This is a genomic window from Kitasatospora sp. NPDC051702, from assembly GCF_040681575.1.
GTDB lineage: Bacteria > Actinomycetota > Actinomycetes > Streptomycetales > Streptomycetaceae > Kitasatospora.
The window spans coordinates 59,986-74,205 of the sequence record NZ_JBFAZB010000050.1 but is presented as its reverse complement, the minus strand read 5'-3'; the positions used below and the strand labels follow the sequence as shown (position 1 = coordinate 74,205).

Below are 14,220 nucleotides of genomic sequence, written 5' to 3'. Positions count from 1 at the left end.
GGAGAGTAGGACGCCGCCGAACAATCATTCACGAAGAACCCCCGCCGGGATATCCGGCGGGGGTTCTTCGCGTTTCCCGGACGGTTTCCCGGGCAAGGCGCGACGTCCGGGTGACGCCCCGGCCGGGTGGTGCTAGGACCACCCCGGATTCGGGGTGGCACGGCCAGTGCCCCGCACGGCCGGTTCGTGAACACTGAAGGAGGACGATCGAGACCGGCATCAGGAGCTTTCCGTGGCAACAGCGAGTCGAACGAGCGGCACGACGGTGCGCGCCCAGATCGAGGACGCCCTCGCGGCGGGTGGCCAGGGCCTGGCTCGGCTGGCCCTCCTGGTGGTGGCCGCGGTACCGGGCGTGCTGCTGCCGATCGCGTCCGCCGTGGTGTCGGGCGCCGTGGTGGCTTCGGCGCTGCGGAACTACTACCCGGGGGTCCTCGTGGGGCTCGTGGCGGCGGCGATCGCCGGCTCCGTGGTGGCGGGGCAGTTCATCCGTCGCACCGCCGGCCGTACGCGCCGTCAGCTGGAGCGCTGGTACGGCGTCCGGATCCCGGTCGGGTACGAGCCGATGCCGGTGCTGGAGCCGGACGAGCGCGGCCACTGGTGGACGGGCTACTCGTACCACCGCTCGCGGATGGTCGCGAAGTACGCGCAGCTGCTGCACTGGGGCGCCCGGGACCGGACGACCCGCGGGGAGGTGGCCTGGCTGGTCGTGAGCCCGGTCCTGGTGGTCGCGCTGGCCGGCCCGGTGGCGGCGCTGGTGCTGGGGGGTGCGGTCTACGCCCTGGCGTCCCCGCTGTCCGCGGACTCGTTCGGGCCGGTGCCGGGGCGGCTGGTGTCGGTCGTGCTCAGCACCGCGCTGGGGCTCGGGCTGGCCGCGCTGGGCGTGGCCGCGGCGCCGTTCGCGGTCCGCGGGTACGCCGAGGTGGCGCGCCGCGTGCTGGACCAGGACGGCCGGGCGACGAACGCCCAGCTGACCAGGCGGGTGGCCGAGCTGACCGAGACCCGGGCGGACGCGGTGGGCAGCCAGGCGGCCGAGCTGCGGCGGATCGAGCGGGACCTGCACGACGGGGCGCAGGCCCGGCTGGTGGCGATCGGGATGACCCTGGGCACCATCGAGCACCTGATGGACACCGACCCGGCGTCGGCCCGGGAGCTGCTCTCCGAGGCGCGGCAGTCGTCGGCGCGGGCGCTGCAGGAGCTGCGGGACCTCGTCCGCGGCATCCACCCGCCGGTGCTGGCCGAGCGCGGTCTCGGCGACGCGGTGCGGGCGCTGGCACTGGACAGCGCCCTGCCGACCGAGGTGTGCGTGAGCCTGCCGGACCGTCCGCCCGCGCCCGTGGAGGCGGCCGTCTACTTCAGCATCTGCGAGTTGATGGCGAACGCGGCCAAGCACTCGGGGGCCGAGCAGGTGTGGGTGGACATCCTCTACCGGGCCGGCTCGCTGCGGGTCACGGTGACGGACGACGGGGTGGGCGTGGCGGATCCGTCGAGGGGGACGGGGTTGCGCGGGATCGAGCGGCGATTGGGTACCTTCGACGGTGTCCTCGCCATCGACAGCACGTCGGGCGGTCCGACCACCATCACCTTGGAGCTGCCGTGCGAGTTGTCCTCGCCGAGGACCTCTACCTCCTTCGCGAAGGCCTGATCCGGCTGCTGGAAGCACACGGCTTCACCATCGCCGCGGCGGTGGAGACCGGTCCCGAGCTGTTGGACGCGTTGCTGACCCACCGGCCGGACGTGGCCGTGGTCGACGTCCGGCTGCCCCCGACGCTCACCGACGAGGGCCTGCAGGCCGCGCTCAGGGCGCGCAAGGAGATCCAGGGCCTGCCGGTGCTGGTGCTGTCGCAGCACGTCCAGCAGCTGTACGCACGGGAGTTGCTGGCCGACGGCACGGGCGGCATCGGCTACCTGCTGAAGGACCGGGTGTTCAACGCCGAGCAGTTCATCGACGCGGTCCGCCGGGTGGCCGCGGGCGGAACGGCGATGGACCCGGACGTGATCGCGAAGTTGATGCAGACCACCTCGCGCCGGCCCGGCCCGCTGCTGCGGTTGTCGCCGCGCGAGCGCGAGGTGCTGGAGCTGATGGCCGAGGGCTGTTCCAACTCGGCGATCGCCGCCCGGCTGGCGGTGAGTGACGGCGCGGTGGCCAAGCACATCGCCAACATCTTCACCAAGCTCGAACTCGCCCCGGCCGAGGACGCCAACCGCCGGGTGCTGGCGGTGCTGACCTACCTCAACGGTACGGCGGCGCCCCAGGGCTGACGGCCCGCCCGGCCCCTGCGGGCGGGCCGCGACGGTGACACTCCGGCCAGCGGAAACGCTGAAACAGGTGTACGAGTAAACTCCGGTGGGCCGAGCCCGGAGGTCGCTCAGCCGTCCGGCGCCCCGACACGCGGGAATCGGCAGCCGAGGCAGCGTACGGCAGCAGCCGACATCCAGGGGTTGATAGACGTAATGGCACGCCCAACGCTCACCAAGGCCCACCGCGGCCTGCTCGGCCTGGTCGCGGCCGGGGCCTGCATCATCTCGGGCATCGGTTTCGCGGGGTCGTACAACGCGGTGCGCGAGCTGGCCGTGGAGAAGGGCTTCGGCGCCTTCTCCTATGCCTTCCCGATAGGCGTCGACGCGGGCATCGTGGTGCTCCTCGCGCTCGACCTGGTGCTGACCTGGCTGCGGATCCCCTTCCCGATGCTGCGGCAGACCGCCTGGCTGCTGACCGTCGCCACCATCGCGTTCAACGCGGCCGCCTCCTGGGGCGACCCGCTGGGCATGGGCATGCACGCCGTCATCCCGGTGCTCTTCGTGGTCGTCGTCGAGGCGTCCCGGCACGCGGTGGGCCGGATCGCCGCGATCACCGCCGACCGGCACATGGACTCGGTCCGGGTGATGCGCTGGGTGCTCTCCCCGGTGCCGACCTTCCGGCTCTGGCGGCGGATGAAGCTCTGGGAGCTGCGCTCCTACGACGAGGTCGTCCGGCTGGAGCAGAACCGCCTCGTCTACCGGGCCCAGCTGCGCTTCCGGTACGGGCGCGGCTGGCGGCGCGCGGCGCCGATCCAGGCCCTGCTGCCGCTCAAGCTCGCCAAGTACGGCGTGCCGCTGGACCCGGGTCTGTTCGACCGGCTGGACGAGGAGGCGCGCGAGCGCGAGGCGCAGGAGGCCCGGGCGGAGCAGGAGGCCCTGGAGGTCCGGCAGCAGGAGAGCCGTGCCGCGGCGGCCATCGCCCCGGCCGGGGCCGCCCCCGCGGCAGCGGGCACGCCGGTCGAGGCCGGCGCGGTGCCCGTCGCGGCGGTCGCCGCCGCCCGTACGCAGCAGGTCCGACAGCCGGAGCAGGGCCAGCAGGCCCAGCAGCAGCCGCGGCAGCAGTCCCAGCAGGCTCCGCAGGAGCCGCAGCCCGAGCCGGTCCCGGCCGCCGCCGCGCCGCTGTCCGCCGAGGTGGCCGCGCCGATGCTGGCCAAGCTGGCCGCGGTCCGGCTGCGCGCCGCGCACGAGCCGGAGGAGGCCGTCGCGGAGGCCCCGCAGTCGCCCCGCGAGGAGCTGAACGTCTGGACCGAGCGCCCGGTGCGCACCACGGGCCACCCGGCCGACGCCGCCCCCGGCGGCCGGGTGCCCGGCCAGGCCTCGCCGTGGTTCAAGCCGCCGCGCCCGGTCGCCGAGGAGCAGGCCCCGGGGCAGGAGGGCACCCAGCAGGCCGGCGTGCAGGACGCGCCGCCGGCCGTCGAGCCGCAGCCCCGGCCGTCCGCGCCGGTCGGACGCTCGGCGGCGGAGGAGTCCGGGAGGCCCGAGCGGTCCGCCCCCGAGGAGGAGCCGGCTCCGCGGTCGGCGCCCTCCCGGCTGGACCCGGAGCTGGCCTACGAGGCCCTGGTCAGCTACCTGGACACGTACGGGGACCAGCCCGACCCGCAGCGCCTCGCCGAGTGGCTGACCAAGGAGTACGGCGTCAGCGGCAACCGCCCGGACGGTTCGGTCCACCCCAAGGACGTCGCCGAGCTCTACCCGCAGCTGCGCACCCGCTACGCCGCCGCCGGGAGGGACTGACCGGGGCCCGACCGGCGGGGCCGCCCCTCCCGCGGCCGGTGCGCCCGGCGCGTCCACCGCTCGGTCGGCCATTGACGCCCGTCCCGGCCGGAGCTACCTTCACCTCAACAAATTGTTGAAGTGCTGGTTCGGCGTGGAGGAGTACGGATGTCGCAGCTCGAGGTCGACGGTGGCGGACCGGCGGGCGGGGCCTCCTTCTCCGACACCGCCCGCGCCGCCGTGGAGGCGCTGCTCGCCCCGGTCGACGCCGACCTGGCCCGCCGCTACCCCGGCGACTCCGGGACCAGGCAGCCCGTGCACACGGTCTACGTCCCCGCCGACGCCTTCGCCGCCGACACCGTCCGGGAGTGGGGCCGCCAGGCCCTGGAGGCCTTCGACACCCACGCCGGCACCCCGGCCGAGCTGGCCCGCGCCCTCGGCGTGGCCGACGACGAGCTGCTCGCCGACGTCCACGCCCGGGTCCGCGCCAAGCTCGAGCGCGAGCCGATCGAGGACCTGCGGATCGACTTCGAGGACGGCTACGGGCCCCGCCCGGACGCCGAGGAGGACGCCGCCGCCGTCCGCGCCGCCGAACTGGTCTCCGCCGCGGTGGCCGAGGGCACCGCGCCGCCGTACATCGGGATCCGGATCAAGTGCATGGAAGCGGCCGTCCGCGCCCGCGGCATCCGCACCCTGGAGCTGTTCCTGGCCACCCTGCTGGCCGGCGGCGGCCTGCCGGACGGCCTGGTCCTCACCCTGCCCAAGGTGACCTACGCCGAGCAGGTCACCGCGCTGGTCCGGCTGCTGGAGGACTTCGAGCACCGCGCCGGGCTCCCCGCGGGCCGGATCGGCTTCGAGATCCAGATCGAGACCACCCAGGCCATCCTGGGCCCGGACGGCCGGGCCACCGTGGCCCGGATGATCGAGGCCGCCGAGGGCCGGGCCACCGGCCTGCACTACGGCACCTTCGACTACAGCGCCTCCTGCGGCGTCAGCGCGGCCCACCAGAGCATGGACCACCCGGTCGCCGACCACGCCAAGGCCGTCATGCAGGTGGCCGCGGCCGGCACCGGGGTCCGGCTCTCCGACGGCTCGACCAACGTCGTCCCGACCGGCTCCACCGCACAGGTGCACGCCGCCTGGAAGCTCCACCACGACCTGGTCCGCCGCTCGCTGGCCCGCGCCTACTACCAGGGCTGGGACATGCACCCGGCGCACCTGCCCACCCGCTACGTCGCCGTGTACTCCTTCTACCGCGAGGGCCTGGCGGCCGCCGCCGCCCGGCTGGCCGCCTACGTCGCCAAGGCTGGCGGCGACGTCATGGACGAGCCGGCCACCGCCCGGGCGCTCAGCGGCTACGTGCTGCGCGGCCTGGACTGCGGCGCCGTCGACCCGGCCGAGGTCACCGCCCTGACCGGCCTGGACCGCGCGCAGCTGGACGCCCTGGCCGGCCGCTGACCGCAGGACAGGCCATAGGCTGGCGGTGCCGCCCCCCGGGGACCAGGGGTGCGGGCCGCCAGCCGTCGTCGTTCCCGGGAGAAGCACCGCACCATGTCCGCCACGCCGGAACCGGCCGCCAGGACGTACCTCACCATCCGGCGGGCCGGCAGCCACGAGACCGAGATCAAGAAGTCCCGCTTCATCTGCCACCTCGCCCGGGTCACGGACGAGGAGGAGGCGCAGGCCTTCATCGCCGGGGTGCGGAAGCAGTACTGGGACGCGCGGCACAACTGCACCGCCTTCGTGGTCGGCGACGAGCAGCGCCGCGAGCGCTCCAGCGACGACGGCGAGCCCGGCGGCACCGCGGGCGTGCCGATGCTGGAGGTGCTGCGCCGGCGCGGCCTGACCGACACGGTCGCGGTGGTGACCAGGTACTTCGGCGGCGTCAAGCTCGGCGCGGGCGGCCTGGTGCGGGCCTACGGGAACGCGGTGTCGGCGGCCGTGGACGAGGTGGGGCTGCTGGAGCGGCGGCCGGTCGCGCTGCTCGCGGTGACGGTCGACCACGTGCGGGCCGGGCGGGTGGAGAACGACCTGAGGGCGGCCGGGTACGCGGTGAACGACCTCGCCTACGAGTCGGCCGGGGTGCGGATCGAGGTCGGCGTCCCGGAGCCGGAGGTCCAGGCCTTCCACACCTGGCTGGCCGGGGCGACCGGCGGGACCGCGCTCGCCGTCCCGGCCGGCCGGACGTACGTCGAGGTGCCGGTCTAGGCCCTGGCCGGCGCCGTCCGACGGAGCACCGTCGTGCCCGGGGCGGCCGCCGCTTTTCGGACACAGATCCGGCCGGATCGGGGCCGGCCGTTCCTGCGCCCGGACGGGCCTGCCTAGCCTGATCCGGTCGTCGACCAGGAAGCCGGCCCGAGATGCCCCTCGTCCAGACCATCACGCTGCAGCCGGGGGCCGGCACCGGCTGGCACTACCACCCGGGCCGGGTGGTCGTGGTGGTGCTGTCCGGGACGCTCACCCGGACCCTGCACGACGGCCGGGTCGAGGTCAGCCGGGCCGGGGACTCCCTGGTCGAGGAGGCCGGGCCGGTCCACGTCCACGAGGGGCGCAACCTCGGGGCCGAACCCGTGGTACTGATCGCCGAGTACGCCGCACCGGACGGCCTCCCGCTGGCCGTGCCGGTCGAGGAACCCGTCTGGTGCCGCGGCGGGGCCCGCTCCGGCGAGGCCGGAGCCGCGGGGGCCGGGGCGGTCCCGGGCGCCGTCGACCGCCGTCCACGGGCCGGCCGGGACAGCGCGCCACGCGGCACGTGACTTGAGTAGATTCACTCGAACGGATTGACGTGGCCCGGAGTTGGAACTTCCGCTCCGGGCCGTGGCGTTTCCTGGGCAAGGATCCGGCCGAACCGGACGAATAACCCCATCGATGGAGGACACCAGACCCCACCCCGCACCACGGAGGTATGCGCATGACCTCAGACCGCTTCCCGTCGCCCGCCGGCGCCGACCTACCCGGCCCCGCGACGCCCTACCGGATGACCGTCACCACCACCCTCCCGCACACCGAGGCCGTCGCCCTGGCCGACGAGCAGCTCGCGGCCTGGTTGAAACGCGAGGGCTGCGACGAGCCCCCGGCCGTCCCCCTCCTCCCCGTCCCCCTCCTCCCCGTCCCCGCCGCACCCGCCCCGCAGGGCTCCGCCGGAACGCCGCCGCCCGCCCCGGCCCCCGTCGCCGAGCGCCTCCGGCTGGGGGACCGCGTCCTGCTCGACCGCGACCACGGCCCGCTGCGCGGCGGCCCGGCCACCGGCCGCTACGACCGCCGCCGGCTGCGCACCCCGGCCCCGCACGGCACCCGCCAGCTCACCCTGACCGTCGCCACCCGCACCGGCGGGCCGACCTGGGTCCGGCTGGACGCCGAGACGCACAGCACCGGCAGCGGCGTGCGGACGCCGTGCCGGGTGCCGGTGCCCGAGCTCGCCCGCACCCTGCTGCCGCTGCTCGACGCCACCGACGGCCCGGCCGCCGTCCAGGCCGGCCCCCGGGTGCTCACCGCCGGCGAGGTCGACGGCCTGATCGACGAGCTGTGCGACCCTGAGCGCCGACTGCCCGTCGTGCTCGCCAGCGTCCCGGTGAACCTCCCGCTCGACCGCTGGGTCGAGGACGTCGTCCGTCCGCTCTGCCACCAGATCCCCGGCCTCGCCACCGCCTACGTGCTGGACCCGGGCGCCCGCACCGCCTTCAACGTCGCGCTGGAGTACCACACCGTGTACGGCGGTGCCGTGCGCACCTACCTGCCCGAGGTCGACCCGGCCTCCCGCCACGACGGCGCCCGGCACCCGGTGCTGGCCCGCGGCCGAATAGAGCAGGACGTCCGCCGCGCGGCCGGGCTGCTGGCCCGCGAGCCGCGCCGGCTCGCCGCCGACCTGCCGCTGCCGCCGGAGCTGGCGGCCGTCCCGGTGCTGCGCGTACCCCCGGCGCGTCCGGCCGCCGACCGGGCCGACCGGGCCGAGCAGCGGGCCGCGGACCGGGCCGCCGCAGTCGCCGAGCTGGCCGCGCTGGCCCGGGAGGAACAGCAGGACCGTGCCGAGCAGCAGGCCAGGGCCGACGAGCTGGAGCGGGTCCGGCACACGCTGAGCCAGGAGAGGCGGGAGGGCCGGGACGCGGGCCGGGACCGCCCCGAGCTCCGCGAACGCCACGACGGCCCGCTCGCCCCGGTCGGGCGCGACGCCCGGCCGCGGGTCGGCTCCCGGGCCCTGACCGGGCGCCACTGCACCGCCCAGGGCGCCGCCGGGCACAACGCCTCAGGGCGCCCCGCGAAGCGGCCGTCCGGTCGGCCGGGCAAGCCCGAGACCTTCACCGAACTCATGGCCAGGCTCGGCGAGTTCCCGTTGCTCAGCTTCACCGGGGACCAGAAGAACGCGCTCGCCCTGGACGGCCTCCAGTGCGCCGGCGCGGGCTGGGCCCGGCTCGCCTGGGACGGCCTGACCGCCCTCCAGGAGTACGCCGAGGCGGCGGTGCGCGGTGCGGCCGGCGGCGACTTCAAGCAGTGGTGCGAGCACACCCCCGAGGGCTGCCACCACTTCCCGCCCCGCAAGGCGGTGCGCGGGGAGTCCCGGACGGTGTTCAGCCACACCAAGTGGAAGCGCGAACGGATGCTGCCGGTGCCGGAGTGCGTGGACGCCTCCCGCCGCGCGTTCATGGGCGCCCACCTGCGGATCGGCGGCGGCCGCACCGCGCCCCGGCTGCACTACCTCGACGACTGCTCCGGCAGTGGCCGGATCTATGTCGGCTACATCGGCCTGCACCTGACCAACACCCGGACCAACTGAGAGGCTTGGCTGACCACCGCGCCCGTTCGGTGGACAATGTCCGGCAGGGGCGGGGCCTCAGGGCCGCCGGCCGCCCCGGGCAGCGCCGGACGAGCATGGGGGAACGACGACCGATGCAGTACTCAGCAGACGGCCAGCCCGACGGCACCGCCACCGTCCAGTTCCCCCGACCGGGCTTCCTCGCCTCGGTCTTCCGCGACCTCAACGCCGACCAGGAACCGGACCGGGCGGGCGCCGCGCCCGGTCCGGCCGGGCCCGGCGGGCCCGGTGACGACCCCTCCGGTGACGGCGCCTCCGATCCCGACTCCGTCGCGGCCCACGCCCGGGCCGCGGCCCTGACCCACCACCGCACCGTCACCGTCCAGGCGGAGCACGACCGGCTGGCGGACCTGCTCCGCCGCGCCGCGCTGCCCGTCTCCGCGATGGACTTCGAGAGCCAGCTGCGCCACTACGAACCCCGCCCCTACGCGGCCGACGGGCCCGAGCCCGGCGGTGACGCCGAACCCCGCTGGGCGGACTTCGCCCCCGCGGAACCGCCCGCCGCCGACCCGGACGCCCCTCCGACCCGCCGGCTGCTCGACTCCGGCTACCAGCGCGAACTGGCCGGGGCCCGGCTGGCCCACCAGCGCGCCCTGCGCGAGTGGCGCACCCGCCGGGCCGAGGCCGGCAACCCCGCCGCCGACGAGCCCCGGCGCGTCCACGAGGCCGCCGAGGAGGCCCGCGCCCGCGCCGTCCGCGAGTACAACGAGAGCCTGGAGGAGTGCCGCCGGGCCTACCGGCTGGCCGAACCGGCTGCCGTGGAGTCGCTGCTGGAACGGGCGCTCGCCGCCGCCGAGACCGCCACCCAGGACCTGCCGGCCCCCTGCCGGGCGGTGTTCCGCCCGCTCACCCGCACCGCTGTGCTCGACCTCGACCTGCCGCCGCTCGACCTGGTGCCCTCGCTCACCGGCTACCGGCTCGCCCCGGACGGCGACGTCCTGCCCGTCCCGCGCCCGCCCGCGGACCGGGCCACCGACTACCTGCGGCTGGTCGCCCGGCTCGCGCTGCGCGCCCTCCAGGCCGCCGACGCCGTCGACACCGACGAGATACTCGCGGGCGTGGTCCTCAACGGCTGGCTGCGCGAGCCCGCGGAGGCCGAGCCGTTCTGCCTGGTCAGCGTGGACGCCGACCGCGACGCGCTGGCCCGCACCCGGCTGCTGCCGCCGGCCACCCCGTACGAGGAGCGCGACGACGAGGGCGTGTACGCCGACTCCGAACAGGACGAGGCCCTGGTCCGGCTGCGCCAGCTCGGCGCCGCCGTCACCCCCGACCCGTACGGGCGGGTCGGCGTCCAGCCGGCCGCGCAGGCCGGGGCCACCGTGCCGGCCGCGCCCGACCTGTCCGCCAACGAGTTCGCCCAGCTGGTCCGGGACCTGCTCACCCGCGGCGGGATCGCCGAGTGGAGCGTGCGGCTGCGCGGCCCGGCCGGACTGGTCGCCACCGGTGAGGGCGCGCCCGGCAGCGCGCTGCCCGGCCGCTGGGTGGTCTGGGCCTCCCGGGGCACCGAGCCGGTCACCGCGGCGGAGGTCGCCACCCTCGCCGACGCCGTCCGGGAGGAGTCCGCCGAGCGCGGCCTGCGGCTGACCACCGGCGGCTTCACCGACGAGGCCCTGGACCTCACCGCCGAGGAGGGCCACCGGCACATCCACCTGGTCGACGGCGACGGCGTCCGTGAGCTTGCCCGCACCCACCTCGGCCTGCCGCTGGCCGTCGGCCGCTGACCGCACCCGCGGCGTCTCCCGGCGCCTCGCCGGCTCACCCCGACGGACCGCCCGGCGGGCGCGCGCCCACCCCCGGACCGAGGCTGGGGGACGGGCCCCGCCCGGGCAGCGGCACCCCGGGCGATCACCGTCGAACGGCCGTCGGGTACGGTCGGCGGTCGGCCCGGCCACGGGCGGACCCCGGGGGGAGAGGAATGGGCAGAGCGCTCGGCAGACCACAGGGCGGCACCCGCCGCCGCCCGCACCACGGGCAGACCCGCCCGGAGGCGGTGCGGTGACCGCCGTCCTGGTCGCCGCCGGGGCGTTCCTGATGACCCTGATCGGCGGTTTCGTCGCCCAGCGCACCGGCGACCGCCGCCACCTCGTGCTCGGCTTCGCCGCCGGCCTCATGCTCGGCGTGGTCGCCTTCGACCTGCTGCCCGAGGCGATCCACCAGGCGCCGGCCGAGGTGCACGGGGTGCCGCAGGCGCTGCTGATGTTCGCGGCCGGCTTCCTCACCATCCACGTGGTCGAACGCGCCGTCGCGATCCACCGGGGCCACGAGGGCGAGTACGCCGAGCACACCCACGGCCACCAGCACGTGCACACCCACACCGCCGGGCACCAGGGCGTCGGACTGACCGCGGCCCTGGCCCTGGTCGGCCACAGCGTGATGGACGGCTTCGCGATCGGCGCCGCGTTCCAGGCCGGCACCACGGTCGGCACGGTCGTCGCCATCGCCGTCGTCGCGCACGACTTCGCCGACGGCTTCAACACCTACACGATCACCCGGCTCTACGGGAACAACCGGCGGCGGGCGCTGACCCTGCTCGCCGCCGACGCCCTGGCCCCGGTGACCGGCGCCGCGATCACCCTCGCCTTCACCATCCCGGAGCACCTGCTCGGCCTCTACCTCGGCTTCTTCTCCGGCTTCCTGCTCTACCTGGCCACCTCCGACATCCTCCCGGAGGCCCACAGCCCGCACCCCTCGCGCAGCACCCTGCTGTGCACCGTCGCCGGGGTGGGGTTCATGTGGCTGGTGATCGGGCTCGCCAAGTAGGCCCGCCGACCGGGCCGCCGGCCGAGCCCGGCTCCGGGAACGGCCCCGGGAACGGCTCCGGCCCCGGCTCCGGCCCTGTGCGGCCCGGACGCGGTCAGCCCGCGTCCGCCGGGAGGTCCAGCACCGACGAGCGCTCCCGCATGGCCGCGAGCGCCGCCGTGATCGCCGGCCGCCGGGAGGCCTGGGCCCGCCACAGCGCGTACACCCGGCGGGCCGGCCCCGGCACCACCGGGCGGGCCACCACCCCGGGCGGCAGAGCGCCCCGCCCCAGCCGCGGCACCAGGGCCGTCCCCAGACCGGCCGCGACCAGCGCGATCTGCGTCTCGAACTCGCCGGCCCGGTGGCGCACGTCCGGCTCCTCCCCGACCTCGCGCAGGGTGCGCACCAGCCAGTCGTGGCAGATGTTGCCCGGCGGCACGCTGATCCAGCGCCGCCCGGGCAGCCGCCGCACCGGCACCTCGTCGAGGCCGGCCAGCTCGTCGTCGGCGGGCAGCAGCAGGTCCACCGGGTCCGTCCCGAGGTCCAGCCGGGACAGGCCCTCCTGCACCGGCAGCGGGACGGTCGGCCAGTCCTGCACCAGCGCCAGGTCCACCTCGCCGCGCGCCACCAGCTCGGCCGCGGGGTACGGGTCGCACTCGAGCAGCCGCACGTCCAGCTCAGGGCAGCTCCGCCGCAGGTCCGCCAGCACCCCGGGCATGAGACCGCGGGCACCGGTGGCGAACGCGGCCACCAGCAGCCGGCCGACCGCCCGGCCGCGCTGCTCCTCCAGCCGTACCTCGGCCCGTTCCACCAGCCCCAGCACCGTCCGCGCGGTGGCGGCCAGCTCCTGCGCCGCGTCGGTCAGCACCACGCCCCGGCCCTGCCGTTCCAGCAGCACCGTCCGGGTCTCCCGCTCCAGCTTGGCGATCTGCTGCGAGACCGCCGAGGGCGTGAAGCCGAGCGCGGCCGCCGCCCCGCCGACCGAGCCGTGCACCGCCACCGCGTGCAGCGCCCGCAGGCGCCCCAGATCCATCATGCAGCGATGCTAAAGCGTTTCCTTCAGAACTCATCGCTGGTGCTACACGACGGGCCGCCGCCAAGCTCGACCCATGACCGCGACACCCGCCGCCCAGGGCGGCAGCCCGAACGGGCGGAGCATGAGCCCCCGGCACATCGCCCTGGCCGTCCTGGTGGCCGCCGTGTGGGGGCTCAACTTCGTCCTCATCCACATCGGCCTGGAGAACTTCCCGCCGCTGCTCTTCTGCGCCCTGCGGTTCGCCGTCGTCGCCGTACCGGCGGTCCTCCTGGTCGGCCCGCCCAGGGTCGCCCGGCGCTGGGTGCTGGCCGTCGGCCTCGTCCTCGGAGTGGTCAAGTTCGGGCTGCTCTTCCTCGGCATGCACGCCGGGATGCCGGCCGGCCTCTCCTCCCTGGTGCTCCAGGGACAGGCCGGGTTCACCGCCCTGTTCGCCGCCGCGCTGCTGGGCGAGCGGCCGGGCGGGCGGCGGCTGACCGGCCTGGCGATCGCCTTCGCGGGGATCGGCCTGAGCGCCCTCGACCACGGGACGGGCGGCCCGATCGGCGCCTTCGTCCTGGTCGTGCTGGCCGCCGGCGCTTGGGGGCTGTCCAACGTGCTGACCCGCCGGGCCGCGCCGCCGGACGCGCTGCGCTGGATGGTCTGGGTCAGCGCCGTCCCGCCGCTGCCGCTGCTCGTCCTCTCCCTGCTGGTCGAGGGCCCGGACGCGGACCTGCGCGCCCTGCGCGGGATCACCGCCGCCGGGCTCGGCGCGATCGCCTACGTCGGGCTGGTCTCCACCCTCTTCGGCTTCGTGGCCTGGAGCTTCCTGCTGCGCACCTACGACGCCACCGCCGTCGCGCCCTACTCGCTGCTGGTGCCGGTGTTCGGGATGTCCTCGGCCTGGCTGCTGCTCGGCGAGCGGGTCAGCCCGACGGCGGTGGGCGCCGCACTGCTGGTGATCACCGGGATCGCGATCACCGCGCTGCGCCCGGAGGCGCCGGCCGCCGCGGCGGCGCGCCGGCGGCGTAGTGGGCCTCGGCGGAGCGCAGCACCCGCAGCAGCACCTCCTGGTCGGCGGGGCTGACCGGGCCGAAGTACTCCTGCGCCACCTCGTGCCGGACCTGCCCGATCCGCTCCACCGCGGCGCGGCCGGCCTCGGTCAGCAGGATCCGCACCGCCCGCCGGTCGGCCGGGTCGGGGCTGCGCTCGACCAGCCCGGCCTCCTCCAGCGCGTCGACCACGGTGGTCGCCGAGCGGGGTGCGATGTGCAGTCGCTCGGCGAGGTCGCTCAGCCGCATCGCGCGGTCCGGCAGCTCGCACCCGGGCGCGTGGGCCAGCGTGCGCAGCGCCCGGCCCTGGCCGGGGGTGATGCCGTACGGCTCCAGCCGCTCGCTGGTGCGCCGGCGGATCCGCTTGATCGCCCGGGTCATGGTGTCCGCCAGCTCGGCGGCGGTGTCGGGGGAGGTGGTCCGGCCGGTCGCGGCGCCCCGGTCGTCGGCGGCGGCCGCCTCGGCCCCGGGCGTCGGCGCGGCCGGGGTGGGGGAGGAGCCCGCCGGGTCGTCGGTCGGCGCGGTGGTCATGGGCGGTCTCCTCGGCAGGTGTCCGCCCAAGCGTATCGGCCGGTCCGCGGCGGGTGACCGGCGGC

The 14,220-nt window shown here is 76.2% G+C and carries 12 protein-coding genes; 10 read left to right on the top strand and 2 right to left on the bottom strand.

Annotation, left to right across the window (positions count from 1 at the left end; translation table 11 throughout):
• The first annotated feature begins 232 nt into the window (after positions 1 to 232).
• The 9 genes from AB0N04_RS31755 (at position 233) to AB0N04_RS31715 (ending at position 11,581) form a co-directional block, all read left to right on the top strand.
• On the top strand, positions 233 to 1,642 hold the full coding sequence (locus AB0N04_RS31755) for a histidine kinase (RefSeq protein ID WP_360214489.1): 1,410 nt from the start codon (positions 233 to 235) through the stop codon (positions 1,640 to 1,642).
• Positions 1,594 to 2,259 carry a response regulator transcription factor gene (locus tag AB0N04_RS31750; RefSeq protein ID WP_360214487.1) on the top strand — a complete coding sequence of 222 codons (666 nt, stop codon included), beginning with the start codon at positions 1,594 to 1,596 and terminating at the stop codon, positions 2,257 to 2,259. The genes AB0N04_RS31755 and AB0N04_RS31750 overlap by 49 nt, the downstream gene beginning before the upstream one ends.
• Positions 2,260 to 2,451: 192 nt before the next feature.
• The gene (locus tag AB0N04_RS31745; protein ID WP_360214485.1) at positions 2,452 to 4,032 is read left to right on the top strand and encodes a DUF2637 domain-containing protein; all 1,581 of its coding nucleotides are present in this window, start codon (positions 2,452 to 2,454) and stop codon (positions 4,030 to 4,032) included.
• Between the two features lie 147 nt (positions 4,033 to 4,179).
• Positions 4,180 to 5,469, top strand: a complete 1,290-nt coding sequence (locus AB0N04_RS31740; RefSeq protein WP_360214483.1) for an aldolase — start codon at positions 4,180 to 4,182, stop codon at positions 5,467 to 5,469.
• A 93-nt stretch (positions 5,470 to 5,562) separates the two neighbouring features.
• Entirely contained in the window at positions 5,563 to 6,219 is a 657-nt protein-coding gene (locus tag AB0N04_RS31735; RefSeq protein WP_360214481.1) for a YigZ family protein, read from the top strand.
• A gap of 152 nt (positions 6,220 to 6,371) precedes the next feature.
• On the top strand, positions 6,372 to 6,767 hold the full coding sequence (locus AB0N04_RS31730; protein ID WP_360214479.1) for a cupin domain-containing protein: 396 nt from the start codon (positions 6,372 to 6,374) through the stop codon (positions 6,765 to 6,767).
• A 155-nt stretch (positions 6,768 to 6,922) separates the two neighbouring features.
• Complete coding sequence (locus tag AB0N04_RS31725; protein ID WP_360214477.1) at positions 6,923 to 8,782, top strand: hypothetical protein; 1,860 nt, start codon at positions 6,923 to 6,925, stop codon at positions 8,780 to 8,782.
• A 113-nt stretch (positions 8,783 to 8,895) separates the two neighbouring features.
• The gene (locus tag AB0N04_RS31720) at positions 8,896 to 10,542 is read left to right on the top strand and encodes a restriction endonuclease (RefSeq protein ID WP_360214475.1); all 1,647 of its coding nucleotides are present in this window, start codon (positions 8,896 to 8,898) and stop codon (positions 10,540 to 10,542) included.
• Between the two features lie 310 nt (positions 10,543 to 10,852).
• The gene (locus AB0N04_RS31715) at positions 10,853 to 11,581 is read left to right on the top strand and encodes a ZIP family metal transporter (protein ID WP_360214495.1); all 729 of its coding nucleotides are present in this window, start codon (positions 10,853 to 10,855) and stop codon (positions 11,579 to 11,581) included.
• A gap of 94 nt (positions 11,582 to 11,675) precedes the next feature.
• Here AB0N04_RS31715 and AB0N04_RS31710 read toward each other — a convergent pair whose 3' ends face one another.
• Positions 11,676 to 12,596: a LysR family transcriptional regulator gene (locus AB0N04_RS31710; protein ID WP_360214473.1), complete on the bottom strand. Its 921-nt coding sequence runs from the start codon at positions 12,594 to 12,596 to the stop codon at positions 11,676 to 11,678.
• Positions 12,597 to 12,717: 121 nt separating this feature from the next.
• Here AB0N04_RS31710 and AB0N04_RS31705 point away from each other — a divergent pair, with 121 nt between their 5' ends.
• The gene (locus tag AB0N04_RS31705) at positions 12,718 to 13,659 is read left to right on the top strand and encodes an EamA family transporter (RefSeq protein WP_360214493.1); all 942 of its coding nucleotides are present in this window, start codon (positions 12,718 to 12,720) and stop codon (positions 13,657 to 13,659) included.
• On the opposite strand, the gene AB0N04_RS31700 is transcribed toward AB0N04_RS31705, so the two are convergent.
• Complete coding sequence (locus AB0N04_RS31700) at positions 13,550 to 14,155, bottom strand: MarR family transcriptional regulator (protein ID WP_360214471.1); 606 nt, start codon at positions 14,153 to 14,155, stop codon at positions 13,550 to 13,552. The two genes, AB0N04_RS31705 and AB0N04_RS31700, sit on opposite strands and share 110 nt — an antisense overlap.
• Between the last annotated feature and the right edge of the window lie 65 nt (positions 14,156 to 14,220).